Source organism: Pseudomonas sp. LB-090624 (assembly GCF_003205205.1).
Classification (GTDB): Bacteria; Pseudomonadota; Gammaproteobacteria; order Pseudomonadales; family Pseudomonadaceae; genus Aquipseudomonas.
Genome location: NZ_QJRL01000009.1, coordinates 41,264 through 66,789 on the forward strand (window position 1 = coordinate 41,264; position 25,526 = coordinate 66,789).

Sequence of the window (25,526 nt, forward strand, 5' to 3'; positions counted from 1 at the left end):
TCTCCTTCAGGCTTTTTTGGTGGTCGGTGCAGGCTTCCTTGCGGGTGAACCCGCTCCCACAGCCAAACCGGCGAAGACGTAGTACAGCGCGCCGCCCAGCAGCGAGCCGGTAAACCAGCCATAGTCGTAGAACCAGCTGAAACTGCTGTTGCCAATCGCCATCACCGTCAGGCCCACCGGCAATGCGAAGGCGGCAAAACCGGGCCAGTTCCACGCTGGATACACGTCGTCGCGATACAGCCCGGCCAGGTCCAGCTGCTGACGGCGGACCAGGAAGTAGTCCACCACCATGATCCCGGCTATCGGCCCGAGCAGGCTGGAGTAGCCCAGCAACCAATTGGAATACACGCTCTCCAGGCTCAGGTCAGAGACGATCCAGCCCAGCTTCTTCAGCAGCTCATGCCCCATGAGCGCCAGGCCGATAAAGCCGGTCAGCCATACCGCACGGCTGCGCCCGATCAGGCGTGGGGCGATGTTCTGAAAGTCATTGGTCGGCGACACGATATTCGCCGCAGTGTTGGTCGACAGCGTGGCGATCACGATCAACGCCATGGCCAACGCTACCCAGAACGGGCTGTGGATCTTGCCGATCAGGCTCACCGGGTCGGACACCGTCTCGCCCACCAGCGACGCCGAGGCCGCAGTCAGCACCACGCCCAGCGAGGCGAACAGGAACATGGTCAGCGGCAGGCCGAAGATCTGCCCGAGAATCTGGTCCTTCTGGCTGCGGGCGTAACGGCTGAAGTCGGGAATGTTCAGCGACAACGTGGCCCAGAAGCCGACCATGGCCGTGAGCCCGGCACAGAAGTAGCTGACCACACTGGCGCCTTCCGGGCGTTTAGGTGGCTGGGCCAGTAGCTCGGTCATCGACATGTGCGGCAAGGCCCAGAACAGCAGACCGACGCCCACTGCCACCAGCAGCGGTGCCGACAGCGTTTCCAGCCACTTGATCGACTCGGCGCCGCGCAGCACCACCCACAGGTTCAGGCACCAGAAGATCATGAAGCCAATCACCTCCCCTGTCCCGCCCAGCGCCTTCCAACCGTCAAACACCGAACCAAGGAACAGGTGAATGGCCAGCCCGCCGAACATGGTCTGGATACCGAACCAACCACAGGCCACCACTGCGCGGATCAGGCACGGTACGTTGGAGCCGAGAATGCCGAACGACGAACGCAGCAGCACCGGGAACGGGATGCCGTACTGCGTGCCGGGGAAGGCGTTGAGGGTAAGCGGGATAAGTACGATGACGTTGGCCAGCAGGATCGCCAGCAGCGCTTCGCCAACGCTGAGGCCGAAGTAGGCGGTGAGCACGCCGCCGAGGGTGTAGGTGGGTACGCAGATGGACATGCCCACCCACAGGGCGGTGATGTGCCATTTGTTCCAGGTGCGCTGGTGTACTTTGGTCGGTGCTATATCGTGGTTGTAGCGCGGGCTGTCGAGAACATCGCTGCCCTCGGACAGCTCGTACAGGCCATCTTGCTCGACCACTTCCGATCTGCTCTGTTGCATAGGCCCTTCTCCAGTTTTTCTTCTATTTTTCGCTCATCAGGCTGATTCGATGACCGGAGTTCGCACGCGGAATGTGCATAGAAATCTCGACCAGATTTTCATCTTGTCAAGTTAGTCAAATAGCCTGAAAACCCCGTCGCCGATCTTCGCTTTAAAATAATTCCTTAAATATCAACTACTTAAAAACCACAAAATTAATGGGAAAATTTTCTTGCTGAATCCAGAATCAGCATCTAGCCTCGAATCTTGTCAGGCCTGACAGGATTGACCGCCCTGTCCGCCCGGCCTCCATGACAATGCAAAGAACCGGCCAAGACCGGTCAGCCTGCGAGGAAAACGGCATGTCCCTGTTGATCCGTGGCGCCACCGTAGTTACTCACGAAGAGAGCTACCCCGCCGATGTCCTGTGTGCCGATGGCCTGATCCGTGCCATTGGGCAAAACCTCGAACCACCCACCGACTGCGAGATCCTCGACGGCAGCGGCCAGTACCTGATGCCAGGCGGCATCGACCCGCACACCCACATGCAGTTGCCGTTCATGGGCACCGTGGCCAGCGAAGACTTCTTCAGTGGCACTGCGGCAGGCCTTGCCGGTGGCACCACGTCGATCATCGACTTCGTCATCCCCAACCCGCAGCAGTCGTTGCTGGAGGCTTTCCATACCTGGCGCGGCTGGGCCCAGAAAAGTGCCAGCGACTATGGCTTCCACGTCGCCATTACCTGGTGGAGCGATCAGGTGGCCGAGGAAATGGGCGAACTGGTGGCCAAGCATGGCGTGAACAGCTTCAAGCATTTCATGGCCTACAAGCATGCGATCATGGCCGCCGACGACACCCTGGTGGCCAGCTTCGAGCGCTGCCTGGAACTGGGCGCGGTGCCCACCGTGCATGCCGAGAACGGCGAACTGGTTTACCACCTGCAGAAGAAACTACTGGCCCAGGGCCTGACCGGGCCTGAGGCACACCCCCTGTCGCGCCCCTCGCAAGTGGAAGGTGAGGCGGCCAGCCGTGCCATCCGCATCGCCGAAACCATTGGTACGCCGCTGTATGTCGTACACATTTCCAGCCGTGAGGCGCTGGATGAAATCGCCTATGCGCGAGCCAAGGGCCAGCCGGTATACGGCGAGGTCCTGCCCGGCCACCTGCTGCTGGACGACAGCGTGTACCGTGACCCGGACTGGGCCACAGCTGCCGGCTATGTAATGAGCCCGCCGTTCCGCCCGCGTGAGCACCAGGAGGCACTGTGGCGCGGCCTGCAGTCGGGCAACCTGCACACCACCGCCACCGACCACTGCTGTTTCTGCGCCGAGCAAAAAGCCATGGGCCGCGACGACTTCAGCCGCATCCCCAACGGCACCGCCGGCATCGAGGACCGCATGGCGGTGCTGTGGGATGCCGGGGTGAACAGCGGGCGCCTGTCGATGCACGAGTTCGTTGCGCTGACGTCGACCAACACGGCCAAGATCTTCAACCTGTTCCCGCGCAAGGGTGCCATCCGCGTGGGCGCCGACGCCGACCTGGTGCTGTGGGACCCGCAGGGCACGCGCACCATCTCGGCGCAGACGCACCACCAGCGGGTGGACTTCAACATCTTCGAAGGCCGTACCGTGCGCGGAGTCCCCAGCCACACCATCAGCCAGGGCAAGGTGCTCTGGGCGGATGGCGACCTGCGCGCCGAACCGGGCGCGGGGCGGTATGTGGAACGGCCGGCATATCCCTCGGTGTACGAGGTGCTGGGGCGCAGGGCGGAACAGCAGCGGCCGATACCTGTTCAGCGCTGAAACCACTGGGGCTGCTGTGCAGCCCCAGAATCCACCGCACTACCTGTCGCCTGCACCTAAAAAAATAGAGAGGCTACAACCGTGACCAACGCCCTGAACCATTTGCCGCGCCCCCGCGCCGGCGCCGACCAGCTGGCCGAGCGCTTCAGCGACTTGGCCCCACCCCTCACCGCCCGCCAGGCCGCCGTGGAGAGCGCACGCTGCCTGTATTGCTACGACGCCCCCTGCGTCAACGCGTGCCCCAGCGAAATCGACATCCCGTCGTTCATCCACCGCATCAGCGACGAGAACCTGCAAGGCGCTGCCGAACGCATCCTCTCGGCCAACATCCTTGGCGGCAGCTGCGCCCGCGTCTGCCCGACCGAAATCCTTTGCCAGCAAGCCTGTGTGCGCAACAACGCGCAGGAGTGCGCCCCGGTGCTGATCGGCCAGCTGCAGCGCTATGCCTTGGACAACGCCCAATTCAGTGAACATCCGTTCCAGCGCTCACCCGCCACCGGCAAGCGTATCGCCGTGGTCGGCGCCGGCCCTGCGGGGCTGTCCTGCGCCCACCGGCTGGCCATGCACGGGCATGACGTAGTGGTGTTCGAGGCCTGCGACAAGGCTGGCGGCCTCAACGAGTACGGCATCGCCCGCTACAAGCTGGTCGACGATTATGCCCAGCGTGAAGTGGAGTTTCTGCTCGGCATCGGTGGTATCGAGCTTCGCCTTGGTCAGCGCCTGGGCGGAAACCTCAGCCTGGGCGAATTGCGTGACCAGTACGATGCGGTGTTCCTCGGCCTTGGCCTGAATGCGGTGCGCCAGCTGGGCCTGCCGGATGAAGAGGCCCCCGGCCTGCTCGCCGCCACCGAATACATCCGTGAACTGCGCCAGGCCGATGACCTGAGCCAGCTACCGTTGGCCGACCGCTGCCTGGTGATTGGCGCAGGCAACACCGCCATCGACATGGCCGTGCAAATGAGCCGCCTCGGCGCCCGCGACGTCAACCTGGTGTATCGCCGTGGCCACGCGGACATGGGCGCCACCGGCCACGAGCAGGACATCGCCAAGGCCAACCAGGTACGCCTGCACACCTGGGCCCGCCCCGACGCCGTGCTGCTGGATGACGTCGGCCAGGTGCGCGGCATGCGCTTCGCCCGCACCGAGCTGGCCGAAGGCCGCCTGCGCGATACCGGGGAGACCTTCGAACTGGCCGCCGACGCCATCTTCAAAGCCATCGGCCAGCGCTTCGACGCTGCCAGCCTCACCGACCCGGTGGCAGCCCAACTGGCCCGCGAGGGTGAACGTATCCGCGTCGACGCAAGCATGCAGACCAACCTGCCAGGCGTATACGCAGGCGGCGACTGCACGGCACTTGGCCAGGACCTCACCGTCCAGGCCGTGCAACACGGCAAGCTGGCCGCCGAAGCCATCCATGCCCAACTCATGCTCAACGTGGAGGCAGCGTAAATGGCCGACTTGTCTATCGTGTTCGCCGGTATCAAGGCACCCAACCCGTTCTGGCTGGCCTCCGCACCGCCTACCGACAAGGCCTACAACGTGGTCCGCGCCTTCGAAGCCGGCTGGGGCGGCGTGGTGTGGAAGACCTTGGGCGAAGACCCGGCGGCGGTCAACGTATCGTCGCGCTACTCAGCGCACTACGGCGCCAACCGCCAGGTACAAGGCATCAACAATATCGAGCTGATCACCGACCGCTCGCTGGAGATCAACCTGCGTGAAATCACCCAGGTGAAGAAGGACTGGCCAGACCGCGCGCTGATCGTGTCGTTGATGGTGCCGTGCGTGGAGGAATCGTGGAAGTTCATCCTGCCGCTGGTGGAAGCCACCGGGGCCGATGGCATCGAGCTGAACTTCGGCTGCCCACACGGCATGCCGGAGCGCGGCATGGGTGCAGCGGTAGGCCAGGTGCCGGAGTACGTGGAAATGGTCACCCGATGGTGCAAGACGTACTGCTCACTGCCGGTGATCGTCAAGCTCACACCGAACATCACCGATATCCGCCAGTCGGCGCGTGCTGCGCACCGGGGCGGGGCTGATGCGGTGTCGTTGATCAACACCATCAACTCGATCACCAGCGTCGACCTCGACCGCATGGTGGCCCACCCCATCGTTGGCGACCAGAGCACCCATGGCGGTTACTGCGGTTCGGCGGTGAAGCCGATTGCGCTCAACATGGTGGCGGAAATCGCTCGCGACCCAGAAACCCGTGGCCTGCCGATTTGTGGCATTGGTGGCATCGGCAACTGGCGCGACGCAGCGGAATTCATGGCGTTGGGCAGTGGGGCGGTGCAGGTGTGCACGGCGGCGATGTTGCATGGCTTCCGCATTGTCGAAGACATGAAGGACGGCCTGGCACGCTGGATGGACCAGCATGGCCACCGCACTATCGAGGCGTTCCGCGGACAGGCGGTGAGGCATACCACTGACTGGAAGTACCTGGATATCAACTTCAAGTCGGTGGCGCGTATCGACCAGGAGGCGTGCATAGGCTGTGGGCGTTGCCACATTGCCTGCGAGGATACTTCGCACCAGGCCATTGCCAGCACGCTGAAATCTGACGGTACGCATGCCTACAGCGTTATCGAGGAGGAATGCGTGGGCTGCAACCTCTGCCAGATCACCTGCCCAGTGGAAAACTGCATCGAAATGGAGGCACAAGACACCGGCAAGCCGTACCTGAACTGGACGCAGGATCCGCGTAACCCGTACCGCGAGGCCAGTTGAAGCAATGGGGGGCTGCCCTGCAGCCCCCTTCGCGGGGTCACGGCTCCAGCCCGATCCCCCGCAAGATCACGCTGGTCACCGTCTGCACTGCACTTTCGAACGCCATGTCAGACAGCACCTCCCCGCCATTGAGCAACTGCACCTGGTAACCAAAGTCGGCATAGTGCTGGGTGGACGCCCAGATCATGTACAGCAACGCCGACGGCTCGACCGGCAGAATTCGCCCCTCCTCCACCCAACGGCGAATCTTGGCTTCCTTCATTTTCGCCCAAGGCACCAGGCTTTCATCCAGGTTCACCCCCAGCACTGGTGCCCCGTGCAGCATCTCTTCGGCCCAGATCTTCGAGCCCAGCGGCCGCGAGCGCGAATGGCCCATCTTCGCCCGGATGTAGCTGGTCAGCACCACGCGCGGGTCATCGAAGTTCTCGAAGCAGAGTGCGTCCTGCTTCCACACGTCCAGCAGGTCCTGCAGCACCGCCCGGAACAGCTCGTCCTTGGTACTGAAGTAGTAATGCAGGTTGGAGCGCGGCAATTCGGCCTGCTCGGCGATATCGCCCATGGAGGTGGCGCCGTAGCCTTTCTCGGCAAACACCTTTTCCGCCGCTTGCAGAATCTTGTCGATGTTGCGCCGACGGATTTCGATCTTGTGGTTGGCCATCAGGCTTGGGCCGCCCACACCGCCAATTCATGACCGTCCGGATCGATGAAATGAAAGCGCCGTTCATTTGGGCGCACTGGCCCAAACGTGTCGAAGCCACCCTTGTTGCACTCGATGTTGTCGATCTGCCGATCCGTACCGCGAATACCCATGTATGCTCCGTGCCGAATGGTGTTTGACCTAGTCTACTCCGCTTGTTTCTGGATGCGAGCGCAATCCCTGTGCAGCCGTGGCTGGCTTATGCGCAACGCGCACGGTCGCGCGCCGGGCACTGTGCGCGGTGCAGATTCAGTGCGGTGTTGATGATGCCGATATGGCTGAACGCCTGGGGGTAGTTGCCGAGCATGCGCTGGCCGGCCGGGTCGTACTGTTCAGCCAGCAAGCCAAGGTCGTTGCACAGGCCAGTCAGGTGTTCGTACAACGCCTGCGCCTGGGCTTGGCGCCCCAGCAGCACGTAGACATCCGCCAGCCAGAATGAACAGACCAAGAAGGTGCCCTCACCCGGGGTCAGGCCATCGGTGCAGCTGTCGGTGTCGTAGCGCAGCAGCAGGCCATTTTTCAGCAAGCGCTGTTCGATCTGCTCCAGCGTGCGCAAGAAGCGGGGGTCATCGGCTGGCAGGAAGCCTGTGAGGGCAATCTGCAACAAGCTGGCGTCCATCTCGCTCGAACCATAGGCCTGGACGAAGAACGTGCCGCTGCTGTCCAGGCCGTGCTCACACACTTCCCGGCGGATCTCGTCAGCCACCTGGCGGTAATGCTGACCCTGTTCGCGGCCTTCTTCGGTGGTGTCGGCCAACCCGGCGGCACGGTCGAACGCCACCCAGGCCATCACTTTGGAGTGGACGAACTGCTGGCGGCCACCGCGCACTTCCCAGATACCTTCGTCCGGCTCGCGCCAGATGCGCTCCACGTAGGGCAGGATCAAGCGAGAGATCGCGGCGCTGCGCGGGTGGCGCGGCAAGCCGCCCCTGATCGCCTGGCTCATGGCGTCGGCCAGTTCGCCGTAGATATCCAGCTGCACCTGCTGCGAGGCGGCATTGCCCACCCGCACCGGCTGTGAGTGCTCGTAGCCGGCCAGCCACGGCAGGGTGTATTCCTGCAGGTCGCGTTCACCCGCCAGGCCATACATGATCTGCATCTGTTCGGGGTTGCCGGCCACCGAGCGCAGTAGCCATTCACGCCAGGCCTGGGCCTCATCAAAGTAGCCGAGGTTCATGAACGCCAGCAGGGTCATGGTGGCGTCGCGTAGCCAGCAGAAGCGGTAGTCCCAGTTGCGTTCGCCACCTACACGCTCGGGCAGCGAGGTGGTGACGGCGGCGACAATACCGCCGGTAGGGGCGTAGGTCATGGCCTTGAGGGTGAGCAGCGAGCGGCGCACCAGAGCGGTATACGGCCCTACCTGCGGGCAGCGGTCGGCGAAGGCCTGCCACTGCTCGCAGGTGTTTGCCAGGGCTTCGTCGATGTTGCAGTCGGGCTGCACCGGCAAGTGCGAGGGCTGGTGACGCAGGCTGAAGACCTGGCGCTGGCCCGTGCTGACGCGAAAGCGGCAGCCGGTATGGTGGTCGCGGGCTTGCGGGGGCACGGTGCTGCTCAAGATCAACCGGTCAGGGCCAGCGACAGCGCTGAGGATCAACGGCTCCAGGCGCTCGACCCAGGGCACGCTGCGGCCATAGTCGAAGCGCATGACCAGGTCCATTTCGAAATGGGTTTCGCCAGCGATGCCTTCGACGATGCGCACGACCGAATTGACTTCCCCCAGCGGCATGAAATCGAGTACACGGGCACGGCCAGTGGCGGTGACCCAAGTGGTTTCCAGTACCAGGGTGTCGCCCAGGTATTGGCGGCTGCTGTGCTCGACCGGGTCGCAAGGGGCCAGGCGCCAGCGGCCGTTTTCTTCGTTGCCCAGCAGGGCGGCGAATACCGCAGGGGCGTCGAACCGTGGCAGGCACAGCCAGTCGAGCGCGCCATCACGGCTGACCAGGGCGGCACTGCGGCAGTTGCCCAGCAGGGCGTAGTCTTCAATATGGGCGGGCATCAAGCCTCCTTGATTTGATCGCCTGTGCCGGCCCTTTCGCGGCTCAGGCGCTTGCAAACGTCTCACCCCAACCGGTGCCACTCGCGCTTGTCCCGGGTCAGCAGCTCATGGCCAGCCTCGGGCCCATCCTCACCAGCCGGGTACTCATGCACCTCACCACCCTGGGCCCAGGCATCAAGGAATGGCTGCACAGCACGCCAACCGTTCTCGATGTTGTCGGCCCGCTGGAACAGCGTCTGGTCACCGGTCAGGCAGTCGTAGATCAACGTCTCGTAGCCAGTGGCCGGGGTCATCTTGAAGAAGTCCTTGTAGGCGAAACCCAGCTCGACGTTCTCCATCACCAGCTCCGGCCCAGGCCGCTTGGCCTGCAGGTCGAACCACATGCCTTCGTTGGGCTGGATCTGGATTTTCAGGTAGTTGGGCTTGGGCCGCTCCAGTTCAGACTCGCGGAACTGCGCATACGGCGCAGGCTTGAAGCAGATGGCGATTTCGGTGTCGCGCACGCTCATGCGCTTGCCGGTACGCAGGTAGAACGGCACGCCGGCCCAGCGCCAGTTGTCGATCATCACTTTCAGCGCCACGTAAGTTTCGGTCTGGCTGTCAGGCGCAACGTTGGCCTCCTGGCGGTAGCCGGGCAGTTGCTTGCGCCCCTGCCTGCCACTGCCGTACTGGCCACGCACGGAGTTCTTCAGCGCCATCTTGGCCGACCAGGGGCGGATGGCGCCGACCACCTTGGCCTTTTCGCCGCGCACGGCGTCAGCACCGAACGCAGCTGGCGGTTCCATGGCCACCATCGCCAGCAACTGGAACAGGTGATTTGGCACCATGTCGCGCAGGGCGCCGGTGCCATCGTAAAAGGCACCGCGGGTTTCGACACCGACGGTTTCTGCAGCGGTGATCTGCACGTGGTCGATGTAGTGATTGTTCCAGAACGATTCGAACAGCCCGTTGGAGAAGCGGCTGACCAGAATGTTCTGCACCGTCTCCTTCCCCAGGTAATGGTCGATGCGGTAGATCTGCCGCTCGCCCATCACTTTCAGCAGGCAGGCATTGAGGGCCTCGGCGCTGGCCAGGTCGGTGCCGAAAGGTTTCTCGACCACTACCCGGCGAAAACCACCGGCGGACTCGTCCAACAAGCCGGCTTCACCCAGACGCTGTGCCACTTCCGGGAAAAAACGCGGGGAGGTAGCCAGGTAGAAAATGGCGTTGCCATGGCTGGTTTTGTCGATGCGTTTGCCGATGGCAGCATAAGTGGCCGGGTCGAGGAAATCGCCAGTCTGGTAATCCAGACGCTTGGCCAGGCGGGCCCAGAGCTTTTCGTCCAGGCACCTTGCCGCACCCTCGCCGCCCTTGTCACGCTCGACCATGAACGCATGCAGGCGCTCGGCGAAATCTTCGGCGCTGGCCGGGTTATGGTCGACGCCGACGATGCGCAGGTTGCGGTCCAGCAAACCGTCGCGGCTGAGGTTGTACAGCGCCGGCATCAGCAGGCGCTTGACCAGGTCGCCATTGGCGCCGAACAGGAACAGGGTGCATGGAGGGGCAGCGGGTATGGTCTGTTTAGTCATTCGCCTTTTTTCTCGACATGGCCACCGAAGCCCAGGCGCATGGCCGAGAGAATCTTGTCACCGTAGGTGCCTTGCTGCTGGCGTGAACGGAAACGCGCGAACAGTGCACTGGACAACACCGGCACCGGTACGGCCTGCTCCACTGCGGCATCGATGGTCCAGCGGCCTTCGCCACTGTCGGACACCGAACCACTGAACTGGGCAAGCTGCGGGTCGGCCACCAGCGCATCGGCAGTAAGGTCGAGCAGCCAAGAGGTCACCACGCTGCCACGCCGCCACACTTCGGCGATCTCGGCCACGTTGAGGTCGAAGCGCTGGTCTTGCGGTAGCTCGTCGCCACCCTTGCTGCGCAGCAGGTCGAAGCCTTCGGCATAGGCCTGCATCAAGCCGTACTCGATGCCGTTATGGACCATTTTCACGTAGTGCCCGGCCCCAGGTGGGCCGGCGTGGATATAGCCATGCTCGGCACGCTGGTGCTCGCCGCTGCGGCCATGGGTACGCGGGATGTCGCCCACACCCGGTGCCAACGCCTTGAACAGCGGTTCCAAGCGCTCGAACACGTCCTTCTCGCCGCCAATCATCATGCAATAGCCGCGGTCCAGGCCCCACACCCCGCCGGAAGTGCCGACGTCCAGGTAATGCAGGCCGCGCTTGGCCAACTCAGCCGCGCGGCGCATGTCGTCCTTGTAGAACGTGTTGCCGCCGTCGATGATCGCATCACCCGGTTCCAGCAACTCGGCCAGCTGGGCGATGGTCTGTTCGGTGGGCTCACCTGCTGGCAGCATCACCCACACCGCGCGCGGCGCTTTCAGCTTTTGTACCAGCGCACCCAGGTCATGCGCCCCTTGGGCGCCCTCGCCCTCCAGGCCGCTGATGGCCTCACGGTTACGGTCGTGCACCACGGTACGGTGGCCGGCGCGCATCAGGCGCCTTGCGATATTGCCGCCCATGCGGCCCAGCCCGACGATTCCCAGTTGCATGAGCCGATGCTCCCCTTTCATAAATGGATGTCAACACAGTCCAGCTGTTCAGATTAGTCCAGCATGCCGGCCGAGGGTTCAGCGACGAACGGCGAGACCACGATAAACAAAAAAGTTCCCAAGACCTGTAAAAGAATTCAGAATGCGCCCCGCGTGAAGCGTCTACGCTTTAACTTGTCACCAGCCAAAACCGCGAGGTGTGCTCATGGGTACCTTGATGCCTGCCACTCCAACCCAGACCCTCTATGTCTCCGTGCGCCGTGATGAGCTGCGTAAACTGAAGGACGAACGCGACCAGCTGCGCCAGCAGGTTGCCCAACTGAACCTGCTGCTGGCGCAAGCGCGCACCGACGGCAAAGCCGTCAGCCTCTGACCTTGGTCCTTCCCAGTGGGGGCTGAACAGCTCCCACTTTGCTTAATCGAGCAACCGACTGCTATCGCCGTTTTCCAGGATGCCACCATGACGGGTAGCATCGCCCACCCTTGCAAGCGGCTGTCCTTCATCCATCATCAGTGCCGAGCCGCTGGTGATCGCCGCGCTGCACTTGCCGGGCCGTACGTACCTGCTCGCAGTAGCGCAAACGCCGTCGCCCCCTGTCTTGAGCCCACGCCGGCTCATCATTAGACCGTATCACCGATAAGATAAGAACCTGCGCAGGGCGTCGCACCGATGTAGGACTGCGCACATCTGAACGTGCAGCAGTGTGTCCCATTGGCGACCAAGGCGCGCACCAAAGTAGTGCGCCCTCATCATGGTAGGGCATGCCGACCGCCACCTCACCCCCCTCGCCAGCCGTGCATTCACATCCGTTCCCATACGCCAACGTTTGCGTCTATTCCGCGGCATCACAATAGTGACCAGTGGGTCACCTTTTCACCTTTTTCTCTCCTACACTCGGGTTTCGGCCCGCCATTTGCTCAATGGAAGAGTGACGAAAAAAAGTCGAACTTTACGGAAAGCGGGCAGGTCAGGAACTAAGTAGGCCAAACGCAAAGGGACTTCCCAGCCACGGCCACCAACCCACCAGCCCAATCGCTTTCGGCCGGAACGCCGATCGCGCCGTGCGTGCGCGCACGACCCTGGGGCATGGAACGCACTACGCAGCATTCAGCAAGCAGAGAGAACCAACACGAAATATCGCCATGGGTGCCAGCACCCGGCCAAGCATAGGGACGGAGAGAAGTATGATCAGTGCCGCTGTCGAGCCTCACGCAGATTCATTCAAACCGGACAACCGCGAGCCGCTCACCCCGGACTTCGCCACGACAGGCAAGGCACCCGGCGCCCAGCGCCAGCACAATCCCAACAAGCGCAAGATCCTGTTCGTGACCTCGGAAATCGCCGACCTGGTGAAAACCGGTGGCCTGGGTGACGTATCCGCAGCGCTGCCCCGCGCCATGGCGCACCTGCATGATGTGCGGGTGCTGATCCCGGGCTACCCCCAGGTCATGGAAAGCGACAACCCGATCCATATCGTCGGCGAGTTGGGCGGCCACGCGGCCCTTCCGCCCTGCAAGATCGGCCGTATGGACATGGTTGACGGCCTGGTGATCTACGTACTGATCTGCCCCGAACTGTACCAACGCGACGGCACGCCCTATGGTGCCAACAACGGCCGCGACTGGCCCGACAACCACATCCGTTTCGCCCGCCTGGGCCTGGCCGCCGCCGAAATCGCCGCCGGGGAAGGCATGATCCACTGGAAGCCTGAACTGGTGCACGCCCACGACTGGCCTGCCGGGCTGGCACCGGCCTACATGCACTGGCGCGGGTTGAACACGCCGACCCTGTTCACCATCCACAACCTGGCCTACCAGGGCGTGTACAGCCGTGGCTGCAGCCCGGAACTGGCAATCCCGGACCATGCCATGCAACAGGAGGGCATGGAGTTTTACGGCAAGCTGTCGTTCCTCAAGGCGGGCCTGGCCTACTCCAGCCACATCACCACGGTCAGCGCCACCTACGCCCAGGAAATCACCACCCCGGAATTTGGCTGCGGCCTGCACGGTTTCCTTGCCAGCAAGGCCCAGCAAGGCCTGCTGGGGGGCATCCCCAACGGCATCGACGAAAGCTGGGATTCGGCCACCGACAAGCACCTGCAGCACAACTTCAGCATCAACGACTGGGAAGGCAAGGCGCGCAATACCCAGGAGGTGCGCGAACTGTTCGGTCTGGATGACTCCGCAGGCCCCCTGTTCGCCGTGGTCTCGCGACTGGTGTATCAGAAAGGCCTGGACCTGACCCTGGGTGTGGCCGACTACATTGTCGAGCAAGGCGGTCAGATTGCGATTATCGGCCGTGGCGAGCCGGAAGAAGAACAGGCCATGCGCGAGCTGGCGCTCCGCCACCCGGGCCGTATCGGCGTGCGTATCGGCTTCAACGAAACCGACGCGCGTCGCATGTTCGCCGGCAGCGATTTCCTGCTGATGCCGTCGCGCTACGAGCCGTGCGGCCTGAGCCAAATGTACGCGCAGCGTTTCGGCTCGCTACCGGTGGCGCGTAACACCGGCGGCCTGGCCGACACCATCGAGTGCGGCGTCACCGGCTTCCTGTTCAACGAGTCGACCGTCGAGAGCTACCGCGAAGCACTGGGCCGCGCCTTCTACGTGTATGGCAAGAAGGACTTGCTGAATGCCATGCGCTGCCTGTCGATGACTCAGCCATTCAACTGGTGCCAAGCGGTGGAACCCTACGCCCGCCTGTACGAGGACCTGGTCAAGCAGACGCAACTGAGCCACTACTGAGCGAGGGTGGAAGATGCACAGGCATGGCGCACACTTGCTGGACGCCACGTCGGCGCGCTTCGCCCTTTGGGCACCCGATGCGCGCAGCGTGAGCGTGGAACTGGAGCAGCAGCCGGCCTTCGCGCTGCAGCCCGCAGAAGATGGTTGGTACACCGGCGTGGTTCCCTGCCAGGCCGGTGACCGTTACCGCTACCGTATCAATGATGAATTGCAGGTGGCCGACCCGGCGTCGCGCTATCAGCCCGACGGCGTGCAGGGGCCAAGCCAGGTGGTGGATGTCACCCGCTACACCTGGCAACATCCGTGGCAAGGCCGCCCCTGGCACGAGGCGGTCATCCAGGAACTGCACGTTGGCCTGCTCGATGGCTACGACGGCGTGGCCCGGCAACTGCCGCGCCTGGCCGAACTGGGCATCAGCGCAGTCGAGCTGATGCCGCTGGGGCAGTTCCCTGGTGAGCGCAACTGGGGCTATGACGGCGTGCTGCCGTATGCACCACAGAATACTTACGGCAGCCCTGAGCAGCTGTGCGCGCTGGTCGATCAGGCCCACGGCGAAGGGCTGATGGTGCTGGTGGACGTGGTGTACAACCACTTCGGCCCCGACGGTAATTACCTGCATCAGTACGCCAGCCCGTTCTTCCGCGAGGATCGCCAGACCCCCTGGGGCGCGGCCATCGACTTTCGCCGCCCGCAGGTGCGCGAGTACTTCATCCAGAACGCGCTGATGTGGCTGTGCGACTACCGCTGCGACGGCCTGCGCCTGGATGCCGTACATGCCATCGACCAGCCCGACTTTCTGGTCGAGCTGGCCCAGCGAGTGCGTGCCGCGGTGGAACCCGGGCGGCACGTGTGGCTGGTGCTGGAGAACGAGCACAACCAGGCCGGCCTGCTGGAGCAGGGTTTCGATGCCCAGTGGAATGACGACGGCCATAATGCCCTGCATGTGCTGCTGACCGGCGAAACCGAAGGCTACTACGCGGACTACAAAGAACGCCCCATCGATCAACTGGCGCGCTGCCTGGGCGAAGGCTTCGTGTTCCAGGGCCAGCCCAATCGCCATGGCACGCCACGCGGCGAACCCAGCGGGCACCTGGCGCCCAGCGCCTTTGTGTTGTTCCTGCAGAATCACGACCAGGTCGGCAACCGCGCCCTCGGCGAGCGCCTGACCCGCCTGTGCCCGCCGCCGGCCCTGCGGGCAGCTACCAGCCTGCTGTTGCTGGCGCCGATGATCCCCTTGCTGTTCATGGGCGACGACGATGGCAGCTGCCGGCCGTTTCTGTTCTTCACCGACTTTCACGACCAGCTGGCCGACGCCGTGCGTGAAGGCCGCCGTGGAGAATTCGCCCACTTCACCGCGTTCGCCGACCCCGAGCAGCGCGAGCACATTCCCGACCCCAATGCCGAGCAGACTTTCGAGTCATCACGCCCGCAAAACAAGGAAGTGATCGCCGGCTGGCACGGCCTGTACCAGCATCTACTCCGCCTGCGCCACCGCCATGTCATCCCGCACCTGCCCGGCAGCCGTGCACTGGGCGCCGAGGTCCACGGCGACAAGGCGCTGACCGCACGCTGGCGGTTGGGCAATGGCAGCATCCTGCGCATCGACCTGAACCTGGCCGACAGCGCAGAGGCAGTCGAACTGCCCGCCCCAGCCTGGCGGCTGTTCGACAGCAGCGACACCCGCCACCCCGATACCCACCTGGCCGCCTACAGCTGCGTGGTCAGCCTGCTTCCCCCTGCCCAGGAGCGCCCATGAGCGAAACCGCCCTGCATCGCCTGGCGCGCCGCGTCGGGCTGAGCCGCGACTGGATCGACGCCAATGCTCGTCCCCAGCGCGTCAGTGACGACGCGCTGCGCAACATCCTCGAAGGGCTTGGCCATCCTGCCGCCGATGAAAGCGCCATTGCCGCCAGCCTGCGTGCCGTGGAAGCCGCCGACGACAGCGAGCACCTGCCGCCGCTGCTGACCGCCGACCTTGGCCAGCCGCTGGCGCTGGCGCGCTACTTCAGCGCCGCCAGCATCGCGCATTGCACCCTGGAAGACCACGCTTCGCTTGCCCTCACCCTTGATGAGCAGGCACGCCTGCCCGGTGAGCTGCCAATTGGCTACCATCAGGTGCAGATAGACGGCCGCCAGTTCACCGTGGCCGTGGCCCCGCCACGCTGCCACAGCCTGGATGACGACGTGCAGCAACCACCACCACGCTGCTGGGGGCTGGCGGTGCAGTTGTACAGCCTGCGCCGCCCCGGCGATGGCGGCTACGGTGACTGCCTGGCCCTGGAACAGCTAGCGCGTTCGGCCGCCGAGCGCGGCGCCGACGCCCTGGCCATCAGCCCGATCCACGCCCTGTCTGCCATCGACCAAGAGCACTACAGCCCCTACTCGCCGTCCAGCCGCCTGCTGCTCAATGCCCTGTACGCCAGCCCTGCTGCCCTGCTGGGCGAACGGGAAGTGCGCATGGCCATTGAAGCCTGTGGCCTGGAGCAACAGCTTGAAGACCTGGAGCACGGCCCGCTGGTCGACTGGCCGCGCGCCGCCAGCGCCCGGCTGCGCTTGCTCGAAGCGCTGTACCAAGGTTTCAGCCAGGGCAACCACCCACTGCGCAGGGATTTCGACAGTTTCCGTGACGCTGGTGGCCAGGCCCTTGAGCATCACTGCCGCTTCGAAGTGTTGCAGGCGCAAGCGGTGGAGAACGGGCTGGGCGCCGACTGGCGCAACTGGCCCAAGGCCTGGCACGACCCGTACCACCCCGAAGTGGAAGCCTTCGCCAACGCCTACCCGGCCAAGGTCGAGTTCCACGCTTTCTGCCAATGGCTGACCGAGCGCAGCCTGCAACGTGCCCAGGAAGCCGCCCGTAGCAGCGGCATGGCAGTGGGCCTGATCGCCGACCTGGCAGTGGGCGCCGACGGTGCCGGCAGCCAGGCCTGGAGCCGCCAGGACGAACTGCTGTCAGGCCTGAAAGTCGGCGCGCCACCCGACATCCTCAACCGCGCCGGGCAAGACTGGGGCATCTGCGCCTTCTCGCCCGAAGGCCTCAAGCGCAACGGTTACCGCGCCTTCATCGAAATGCTGCGGGCCAACCTGGCGCATGCCGGGGGCCTGCGCATCGACCATGTCATGGGCCTGCGTCGGCTATGGCTGATCCCGCAAGGGGCCAAGCCCAGTGAGGGTGCCTACCTCAATTACCCGCTGGAGGACCTGCTGCGCCTGCTGGCGCTGGAGTCGGTGCGCCACCAGGCGATCATCCTCGGTGAAGACCTCGGCACGGTGCCGGAAGGCCTGCGCGAAACGCTGGCCGAGAAAGCCGTGCTGGGCATGCGCGTGCTGCCGTTCGAACAGACCCAGCCCGGCCAGTTCAAACCCATTCTCGACTGGCCGGACCATGCCTTGGCCACCACCGGCACCCACGACCTGGCACCGCTAGCCGGCTGGCTGGCCAACCGCGATATCGACTGGAGCCACCGTTTGCAATTGATCGACGCTGCCACCGAACTGCACTGGCGCCACGAACGCCAAAAGGAACATGACGGCCTGCGCCGCACCCTGCAAGCCAACTACGGCGAATTGAAGAACAACGACGCGCTGATCGACGCGGCCATCCGCTACGTGGGCCATACCCGTGCGCCGCTGGTGCTGGTACCGCTGGAAGACCTGCTGGGCTGCGACGAACAACCCAACCTGCCGGGCACCACCAGCGGCCACCCCAACTGGCGGCGGCGCTTCGCCCGCCCGGTACGAGAACTGCTGGACGACGAAGATGCCGCAAGGCGCCTGGAGCTATTGGCCCAGGCTCGCGAACAGGCTTGGGAGCGTGACCAATGAAGCCAATGACCGCCACCTTGCGCCTGCAGTTTCACAGCGACTTCACCCTCGACCAGGCCGTGCCGCTGGTGCCGTATTTTGCCCAGTTGGGCATCAGCCACCTGTATGCCTCGCCCATCCTCAAGGCCCGCGCTGGCTCACGGCATGGGTATGACGTGGTAGACCCGACCCGGGTCAACCCCGAACTCGGCGGTGAGGCCGCACTGGAACGGCTGGTCGCCGCACTGCGCCAGCACGGCATGGGGCTGATCCTCGACACAGTGTCCAACCACATGGCCGTGGGCGGGGCCGACAACCCCTGGTGGCAAAGCCTGCTGGCCTGGGGCCGGCGCAGCCCCTATGCAGCGTTCTTCGATATCCAGTGGCACTCCAGCGACCCGCTGCTGGCCGGGCAATTGCTGCTGCCGTTCCTCGCCAGCGACTACGGGGTAGCGTTGAAAAATGGCGAAATCCCGCTTGAGTTCGACAACCAACGGGGCCTGCTGCAGGTGGCCCATTACGAGCACCGTTTCCCAATCTGCCCGGTCGACTACGGCTGGATCCTGGCGCTCAGCCCGGAGCCGGCCCTGAAGGCACTGGCAGAACATTTCACGGCATTGGGCGAGTCCGCCACACCGCTGGCCGATGCCCTGCCCCTGCACGCTGAACTGGCGCGCCTGGTAAGTGAAGGGGCCGACCTTGAATCGGCCCTGATAGCCTTCGACAGCCGCGCCGAAAACGGCTTCAAGCGCCTGCACCTGCTGCTGGAGCGCCAAACCTACCGCCTGGCCAGCTGGCGCACGGCCGCCGACGACATCAACTGGCGGCGCTTCTTCGACATCAACGAGCTCGGCGGCCTGCGCGTCGAGCGCTCAGTGGTGTTCGAGGCCACCCACGCCAAGTTGTTCGAGCTGATCGAACGGGGCTTGGTCGACGGCCTGCGCATCGACCATATCGACGGCCTCGCCGACCCGCGTGCTTACTGCCGCAAACTGCGTCGCAGGGTCGATGGCCTGATGGCGAAGCGGCCACTGAACGCGGCCCTGGAGCATTTCCCGATCTACGTCGAAAAAATCCTCGGCGCCAACGAACACTTGCACCGCGACTGGCTGACCGACGGCACCACCGGCTACGAGTTCATGAACCAGGTGTCGTTGCTGCAGCACGACCCGGCCGGGGAAGCACCGCTGACCGAGCTGTGGGCCACTGTCAGCGAGCGCCCGGACTTCCCCGAAGAAGTGCGCCAAGCCCGCCACCTGGTGCTCAACGCCAGCCTGGCGGGCGATTGCGAGTCGGTGGCCCAGGCGCTGCTGCAGGTGGCACGCAACGACCTGATGACCCGCGACCTGACGCTGGGCGCCATTCGCCGCGCCTTGCAGGCGCTGGTCGCGCATTACCCGGTGTACCGCACCTACTTCAATGCCTGCGGGCGCCCGCCTGAAGACGAGGGTTTTTTCCAGCAGGCACTGGCCGGTGCCCGCCAAGACCTGGGCGAAGCCGACTGGCCACTGCTCGAGCAGCTGGAACAATGGTTGGGCGGCCAAGCCTGGCGCCAACTACCGCCGGGCCGAGTACGCAAGCAGCTGCGCCATGCCTGCGTGCGCTTCCAGCAACTGACCGCCCCCAGCGCCGCCAAGGCCGTGGAAGACACTGCGTTCTACCGCAGTGCGCGCTTGCTGTCGCGCAACGATGTGGGGTTCGAGGCCGAGCGTTTCAGCGCACCGCTCATGGACTTTCACAACGAGGCCCAGCGGCGCCTGCGCGACTTCCCTGACAACCTGCTGGCCACCGCTACTCATGACCACAAGCGCGGCGAAGACACCCGCGCACGCCTGGCTGTGCTCAGCGAACGCGGCCCCTGGCTGGCCAGCCGGGTGGAGCACTGGCGCGAACTGGCGGCGCCGCTGCGTGCGCAGCTGGACGATGGCCTGGCGCCGAGCCCCGGCGACGAGCTGATGCTGTTGCAGACCCTGCTCGGCAGCTGGCCGCTGGAGCTTGACCTGCACGACGACAACGCCGTGCGCCAGTACGCCGAGCGCGTTCGCCAGTGGCAGCAGAAGGCCCTGCGCGAAGCCAAGCTGCGCAGCAGCTGGAGCGCGCCGAACGAGGCCTACGAAACGGCCTGTGCACGCTATCTGGACAGCCTGCTGCTGGGTAGCGAAAACCAGCAACTGCGTAAATCCCTGGCGGATGCCGCGCAACTGCTGGCCTGCCCCGGCGCCCTCAACAGCCTGGTCCAGGCGTTGCTGCGCATGACCGCACCGGGCGTGCCCGACTTGTACCAAGGTAATGAATACTGGGACTTCAGCCTGGTCGACCCGGACAACCGCCGCCCCGTGGACTACGCTTTGAGGCGCCGCACCCTGGACGATGCCGCGCCGCTGACCGAATTGCTGGCGCACTGGCGCGACGGCCGCGTCAAGCAGGCCCTGGTCGCCAAGGTGCTCGATTGCCGCCAGGCCCATGCCGAACTGTTCCGCCGTGGCGCCTACCTGCCACTTGCCGTGCACGGCCGGCACGCTGACAAGGTGATCGCTTTTGCCCGTTTGGGTGACAGTGAACGCGCCATTGTCGTCGCCCCGCGCCTGGCCAGCGGCCTGCTTGGCGGCGCTGCTATACCGTTGATCCCGGCGCAGAACTGGGACGACACCCGGGTGATCTTGCCGTTTGCCTTGTCGCCTGCCAACTCGACGGGACTTTTTTCCAGTGCTGCGGTCAGCCCTTCTAGGGAGCTGCATGTGAGCGCCGTGCTGGCGGAGTTTCCGGTCAACCTGTTGATACAACAATCTTGAGCATCAGGAGCGTCACGATGAGTGTCGATGAAAAGCGTATTCGCGAATTTGCCTACCAGATCTGGGAGTCCGAAGGTAAACCCGCCGGCCAGGAAGATCGCCACTGGGAAATGGCCCGCAAGCTGGCCGAGGCTGAAGCCTTGGCACCCAAGGCAGCGCCGCGCAAGCGCGCGCCGGCCAAGCCCAAGGCTGCAGCGGAGCCCAAAGCGCCTGCCGAGCCCAAGGTAACTGCCCTGCCGGGCGTTAAACCCGCTGTGGCGAAAAAGCCTCGGGCGGTGAAAAAGCCTACTGCCGGTTAAGCCTGTCCCGGCTTTCTTCGCGGGTAACCCCACTGCCACAGGTTCATCACAGGCGCTCAAAGCCATGCAGTACCTGTGGCATCGGGTTTCCCCGTAAACCGGCCACCGCAGGACCGCACATTCCCCTTCCATCACGGCCACTTGAGGATCGTCATGAGCCCCCGTACCCCAAAGAAAACCCGCTCGGTCGCACCATCGCGCATCCGCGAAGGCATGCCCTTCCCCCTCGGCGCCACCTGGGATGGCCTTGGGGTCAACTTCGCCCTCTTCTCGGCCAACGCCACCAAGGTCGAACTGTGCCTGTTCGACTCCACCGGCGAACAGGAAATCGAGCGCATCGAGCTGCCCGAATACACTGACGAGATCTACCACGGCTACCTGCCCGACGCGCACCCTGGGCTGGTCTACGGCTACCGCGTGTACGGCCCCTACGAACCGGAAAACGGCCACCGTTTCAACCCCAACAAACTGCTGATCGACCCGTATGCCAAGCAACTGGTCGGCAGCCTGAAATGGTCCGAGGCATTGTTCGGCTACACCATCGGCCACCCCGATGGGGACCTGTCGTTCGACGAACGCGACAGCGCGCCTTTCGTACCCAAATGCAAGGTGATCGACCCGGCCTTCACCTGGGGCCGCGACCAGCGGGTGCAGATACCCTGGGAACGCACGATCATCTACGAGGCGCACACCCGCGGCATCAGCATGCGCCACCCGGCAGTGCCGGAAAAACTGCGCGGCACCTTCGCCGGCCTGGCCAATGACGAACTGCTCAAGCACATCAAGGACCTGGGCGTTTCCAGCATCGAGCTGCTGCCGATCCACGCCTTCGTCAACGACCAGCACCTGCTGGACAAGGGCCTGAACAATTACTGGGGCTACAACAGCATCGCCTTCTTCGCGCCGCACCCGCGCTACTTGGCCAGTGGCAAGATCGCCGAGTTCAAGGAGATGGTCGCGCACCTGCACGATGCCGGGCTGGAAGTGATTCTCGACGTGGTCTACAACCACACTGCCGAAGGCAATGAACGCGGCCCGACCCTGTCCATGCGCGGTATCGACAACGCCTCGTACTACCGCCTGATGCCGGACGACAAGCGCTACTACATCAACGACTCCGGTACGGGCAACACCCTGGACCTGAGCCACCCCTGCGTGCTGCAACTGGTCACCGACTCGCTGCGCTACTGGGCCGGTGAAATGCACGTGGACGGCTTCCGCTTCGACCTCGCGACCATCCTTGGCCGCTACCACGACGGCTATAGCGAGCGCCACGGTTTCCTCGTCGCCTGCCGCCAGGACCCGATGCTGAGCCAGGTCAAGTTGATTGCCGAGCCGTGGGACTGCGGCCCGGGCGGCTATCAGGTGGGCAACTTCGCCCCGGGCTGGGCTGAGTGGAACGACCGTTTCCGCGACACCGTACGCGCTTTCTGGAAAGGCGACGAGGGCCAACTTGCCGACTTTGCCGCCCGCATGACCGCGTCGGGCGACATGTTCAACAACCGCGGCCGGCGGCCTTACTCCTCGGTCAATTTCATCACCGCCCACGACGGTTTCACCTTGCGTGACCTGGTGTCGTACAACCACAAGCACAACGAAGACAACGACGAGAACAACCAGGACGGGACCGACAACAACCTGTCGTGGAACTGCGGTGTCGAAGGGCCGACCGATGACCCGGCGGTGAATGCCCTGCGCATGCGCCAGATGCGCAACTACTTCGCCACGTTGCTGCTGGCCCAAGGCACGCCAATGATCGTGGCCGGCGACGAGTTCAGCCGCACCCAGCACGGCAACAACAATGCCTACTGCCAGGACAGCGAGATCGGCTGGGTGAACTGGGACCTGGACGAGGAAGGCCAGGAGCTGCTGGCCTTCGTCAAGCGCCTGACCCGCCTGCGCCTGGCCTACCCGGTGCTGCGTCGCTCGCGCTTTTTGGTCGGCGACTACAATGAGGCGATCGGGGTCAAGGACGTGACCTGGCTGGCACCGGATGGCGGCGAGATGAGCGTGGAGCAGTGGGAAGACCCGCACGGGCGCTGCCTGGGCATGCTGATCGATGGCCGCGCGCAGGTCAGTGGCATCGCCCGGCCTGGTGCCGAGGCTACCGTGCTGCTGATCGTCAATGCCCACCATGATGTCGTGCCGTTCAAGTTGCCGACCGTACCCGAAGGCGACTACTGGAGCTGCCTGGTGGACACCGACCGCCCAGAGCTGCGCAAGGGGCAGCACCTGCAGTTCGACAGCACCTTCGAGGTGAAGGGCCGGTCGATGCTGCTGATGGTGTTGCAGCATGACGAGGAGTGAACCGTGATAACCCAGGCGGGTCCTACATCGTAATCGCAATCCCCTACCTGTGGGGGGGCCATGCCCGCCCCCGCAGGCTTTAGCGGTTGCACTCAGACTGGGTTGATTTCAGGAGGAATCGTGAGCCTCGAAGCCGGCAGTAAAGGTTTCGCCAGTGTCAACCAGGCCCCAGCCGTGAAGCGGCTGCGGGTGCTGACGGTGAACACGCACAAGGGCTTCACCGCCTTCAACCGGCGGTTCATCCTGCCGGAGCTGCGCGAGGCGGTACGCAGCACCCAGGCCGACATCGTCTTCCTCCAGGAAGTGCTCGGCAGCCACGACCGACACGCTGCACGCTACCCTGGCTGGCCACAGACCTCGCAGTACGAGTTCCTCGCTGACAGCATGTGGAGCGACTTTGCCTACGGCCGCAATGCCGTCTACCCGGACGGCCACCACGGCAACGCGCTGTTGTCCAAATACCCGATCGTCGAGCACCGCAACCTCGATGTGTCGATCACCGGCCCCGAGCGCCGAGGCCTGCTGCACTGCATCGTGGAGGTGCCCGGCCAAGGCCAGGTGCACGCGGTCTGCGTCCACCTGTCACTGCTGGAAAGCCACCGTCAGAAGCAACTACAGCTGCTGCGCAAATTGCTGGATGCGTTGCCGGTCGACGCACCGGTGATCATCGCCGGCGATTTCAACGACTGGAAGGCGCATGGCAATCGCACCCTCGGGTTGCAACGTGACCTGCACGAGGCGTTCGAGCGCCATCATGGCCACCTCGCCCGCACCTACCCTGCTCGCCTGCCCTTGCTGCGCCTGGACCGGATCTACCTGCGCAACGCCGAAAGCCACGGGCCGCGGATTCTGGGGCACAAACCTTGGTCGCACCTGTCAGATCACCTGCCGTTGGCGGTGGAAGTACACCTCTAGCAATCATTCTTCATAGCCAGCCGGCGGCAAATAGCGAACCCCGCTATGCAATGGTCTTTCTACAGCAATATCAATCAGTTGGTGCAAAGCACGAAAGATGAACGGTTCCTTCACGCTTTCTTGACGCAAGCGTCGTCCTCTCCTTAGCTGAACATTATCTAGTAGTAAAGATCTCGCGCCGGGCCTCTAGCTCGCGCCTTTGTGCGCGCTTGCGAAAGCTGGCGTGCTGGTTTGGGTCGCCCTCTGTTTTTGCCGTACAGCTCGTGACAACAGGCCAGGTCCTCGGGCTGTACCCCACAAAAACAAAGGAGATCCGCCATGAAAAACACCTCGGGCCCCAAAAGCTTCGACCGTATTTTCTACGCGGTTTCCACGTCGCTGCTTCTGGCAACCCCGGTGGAAACCTTCGCGTACGAGCTGCAGGATGACCCCCTATCACCCCGTTATCTGCAACAGGCGGCAGTACCGCAGCTGTCACTTGATCCGGTGAGCGCCAGTGGCTTGAGTATCGGTACCTTGAATGCGTTTTCACAGCAAATGAGCGGGCGTCACGGCCAGGCCGCACCGGACCTTATCGCCAGCCAGTGGTCGCAATTCTTTCCCACTGGCACACGCAACGGAGCGCAGCCTCCAGAGCAGCTGGAAGCTCCCAGCCAGCAGTTGATGATCGGCCCAGACCTGTTCGTGCGCGAGACGGCCGCGGGCAATGTGCACCGGGCGGGGATTTTCGTGGGGCAAAACAATTTGCAGAGCAGCTTCAACGGCATGCGCCCGCTGCTGGGCGACAAGCAACGCAACGCCGTGAACCTGAGCGGGGAAAGCCTGGGCGTATATTGGAGCATGACCCATGAGCAGGGCTGGCACCTTGATGCCGTGGCAATGGGTTCGCGGATCGATGTGATGGGCCGGGGCGAAAACGGCCAGCGCCTTGATGAAAGCGGCCATGCAATGACGTTCTCGGTGGAAGGCGGCTACCCGATCCGCCTGGGCGGCAACTGGGTCATCGAACCTCAGGCACAGTTGATCAACCAGCAGTTCTTCCCTGGCAACCAGGTGCAGGAGGAGACCCTGCAGGCCTTCGACAGCCAGCCGAGCTGGAGCGGCCGGGTCGGTGCCAAACTGTCCGGGCGCTACGAAGTGCGCGGCATGCCGATCGAGCCCTATGTGCGGACCAACGTGTGGTATGACTTCAGCAATGCCGATGAGGTGAAGCTGGACCAGGTCGACAAGATCTCCAGTTCGCGCTATTCGACCACGGTGGAATTGGGGTTGGGGTTGGTGGCACGAGTGACACCGGCAGTGGCGTTATTCGTGAGTGCCGATTACAGCAGTGATGTGGATGACAACGATCTGAATGGACTGATTGGCAGCCTGGGTGTGCGGATGCGGTGGTAGGCAGGGCAAGCCTC

General features: G+C 64.0%; 20 protein-coding genes. 12 read left to right on the forward strand and 8 right to left on the reverse strand.

Annotated features, from left to right (window positions below; all coding sequences use genetic code 11):
- Positions 1–6 precede the first annotated feature (6 nt).
- Complete coding sequence (locus DMX11_RS11485; RefSeq protein ID WP_110744640.1) at positions 7–1,512, reverse strand: NCS1 family nucleobase:cation symporter-1; 1,506 nt, start codon at positions 1,510–1,512, stop codon at positions 7–9.
- A gap of 341 nt (positions 1,513–1,853) precedes the next feature.
- Here DMX11_RS11485 and hydA point away from each other — a divergent pair, with 341 nt between their 5' ends.
- From hydA to preA, 3 genes are all read left to right on the forward strand, one after another.
- Positions 1,854–3,293: a dihydropyrimidinase gene (gene hydA, locus DMX11_RS11490; protein WP_110744641.1), complete on the forward strand. Its 1,440-nt coding sequence runs from the start codon at positions 1,854–1,856 to the stop codon at positions 3,291–3,293.
- An 81-nt stretch (positions 3,294–3,374) separates the two neighbouring features.
- Positions 3,375–4,742 (forward strand): NAD(P)-dependent oxidoreductase, encoded by a 1,368-nt coding sequence (locus DMX11_RS11495; RefSeq protein ID WP_110744642.1) that lies wholly within the window; start codon positions 3,375–3,377, stop codon positions 4,740–4,742.
- Entirely contained in the window at positions 4,743–6,017 is a 1,275-nt protein-coding gene (gene preA / locus DMX11_RS11500; protein WP_110744643.1) for an NAD-dependent dihydropyrimidine dehydrogenase subunit PreA, read from the forward strand.
- A 37-nt stretch (positions 6,018–6,054) separates the two neighbouring features.
- On the opposite strand, the gene DMX11_RS11505 is transcribed toward preA, so the two are convergent.
- The 5 genes from DMX11_RS11505 to gnd form a co-directional block, all read right to left on the reverse strand.
- Entirely contained in the window at positions 6,055–6,675 is a 621-nt protein-coding gene (locus tag DMX11_RS11505) for a TetR/AcrR family transcriptional regulator (protein WP_110744735.1), read from the reverse strand.
- On the reverse strand, positions 6,675–6,827 hold the full coding sequence (locus tag DMX11_RS26035; RefSeq protein WP_177410737.1) for a hypothetical protein: 153 nt from the start codon (positions 6,825–6,827) through the stop codon (positions 6,675–6,677). Before DMX11_RS26035 ends, DMX11_RS11505 begins: the two co-directional genes overlap by 1 nt.
- An 86-nt stretch (positions 6,828–6,913) precedes the next feature.
- On the reverse strand, positions 6,914–8,767 hold the full coding sequence (locus tag DMX11_RS11510) for a glycoside hydrolase family 15 protein (RefSeq protein ID WP_256590600.1): 1,854 nt from the start codon (positions 8,765–8,767) through the stop codon (positions 6,914–6,916).
- 5 nt (positions 8,768–8,772) lie between these two features.
- A complete protein-coding gene (zwf, locus tag DMX11_RS11515) occupies positions 8,773–10,278 on the reverse strand; it encodes a glucose-6-phosphate dehydrogenase (protein ID WP_110744645.1) in 1,506 nt (501 codons plus the stop codon).
- A complete protein-coding gene (gene gnd, locus DMX11_RS11520; protein ID WP_110744646.1) occupies positions 10,275–11,258 on the reverse strand; it encodes a phosphogluconate dehydrogenase (NAD(+)-dependent, decarboxylating) in 984 nt (327 codons plus the stop codon). The genes zwf and gnd overlap by 4 nt, the downstream gene beginning before the upstream one ends.
- Positions 11,259–11,463: 205 nt before the next feature.
- Between gnd and DMX11_RS26040 the strand changes: the two genes are divergently transcribed.
- Positions 11,464–11,631: a DUF6026 family protein gene (locus tag DMX11_RS26040; RefSeq protein ID WP_013973320.1), complete on the forward strand. Its 168-nt coding sequence runs from the start codon at positions 11,464–11,466 to the stop codon at positions 11,629–11,631.
- 42 nt (positions 11,632–11,673) lie between these two features.
- On the opposite strand, the gene DMX11_RS11525 is transcribed toward DMX11_RS26040, so the two are convergent.
- Positions 11,674–11,880, reverse strand: coding sequence for a PAAR domain-containing protein (locus DMX11_RS11525; protein WP_110744647.1), 207 nt, complete (start codon positions 11,878–11,880; stop codon positions 11,674–11,676).
- Positions 11,881–12,443: 563 nt separating this feature from the next.
- Between DMX11_RS11525 and glgA the strand changes: the two genes are divergently transcribed.
- The 7 genes from glgA to DMX11_RS11560 all read left to right on the forward strand — a co-directional run bounded on the left by glgA (position 12,444) and on the right by DMX11_RS11560 (position 24,117).
- Entirely contained in the window at positions 12,444–14,003 is a 1,560-nt protein-coding gene (gene glgA, locus DMX11_RS11530) for a glycogen synthase GlgA (protein WP_110744648.1), read from the forward strand.
- 13 nt (positions 14,004–14,016) lie between these two features.
- On the forward strand, positions 14,017–15,759 hold the full coding sequence (gene treZ / locus DMX11_RS11535; protein WP_110744649.1) for a malto-oligosyltrehalose trehalohydrolase: 1,743 nt from the start codon (positions 14,017–14,019) through the stop codon (positions 15,757–15,759).
- Positions 15,756–17,825 carry a 4-alpha-glucanotransferase gene (gene malQ / locus DMX11_RS11540; RefSeq protein ID WP_110744650.1) on the forward strand — a complete coding sequence of 690 codons (2,070 nt, stop codon included), beginning with the start codon at positions 15,756–15,758 and terminating at the stop codon, positions 17,823–17,825. The genes treZ and malQ overlap by 4 nt, the downstream gene beginning before the upstream one ends.
- Positions 17,822–20,596: a malto-oligosyltrehalose synthase gene (locus tag DMX11_RS11545; protein ID WP_110744651.1), complete on the forward strand. Its 2,775-nt coding sequence runs from the start codon at positions 17,822–17,824 to the stop codon at positions 20,594–20,596. The genes malQ and DMX11_RS11545 overlap by 4 nt, the downstream gene beginning before the upstream one ends.
- A 17-nt stretch (positions 20,597–20,613) precedes the next feature.
- Positions 20,614–20,895 (forward strand): DUF2934 domain-containing protein, encoded by a 282-nt coding sequence (locus tag DMX11_RS11550; protein ID WP_110744652.1) that lies wholly within the window; start codon positions 20,614–20,616, stop codon positions 20,893–20,895.
- A gap of 153 nt (positions 20,896–21,048) precedes the next feature.
- On the forward strand, positions 21,049–23,202 hold the full coding sequence (gene glgX / locus DMX11_RS11555) for a glycogen debranching protein GlgX (protein WP_110744653.1): 2,154 nt from the start codon (positions 21,049–21,051) through the stop codon (positions 23,200–23,202).
- Positions 23,203–23,322: 120 nt separating this feature from the next.
- On the forward strand, positions 23,323–24,117 hold the full coding sequence (locus tag DMX11_RS11560; RefSeq protein ID WP_110744654.1) for an endonuclease/exonuclease/phosphatase family protein: 795 nt from the start codon (positions 23,323–23,325) through the stop codon (positions 24,115–24,117).
- A gap of 3 nt (positions 24,118–24,120) precedes the next feature.
- Here DMX11_RS11560 and DMX11_RS26215 read toward each other — a convergent pair whose 3' ends face one another.
- On the reverse strand, positions 24,121–24,246 hold the full coding sequence (locus DMX11_RS26215; RefSeq protein ID WP_256590603.1) for a hypothetical protein: 126 nt from the start codon (positions 24,244–24,246) through the stop codon (positions 24,121–24,123).
- A gap of 189 nt (positions 24,247–24,435) precedes the next feature.
- On the opposite strand from DMX11_RS26215, the gene DMX11_RS11565 reads away from it, so the two are divergent.
- On the forward strand, positions 24,436–25,512 hold the full coding sequence (locus tag DMX11_RS11565; protein WP_110744655.1) for an autotransporter outer membrane beta-barrel domain-containing protein: 1,077 nt from the start codon (positions 24,436–24,438) through the stop codon (positions 25,510–25,512).
- The last annotated feature ends 14 nt before the right edge of the window (positions 25,513–25,526 follow it).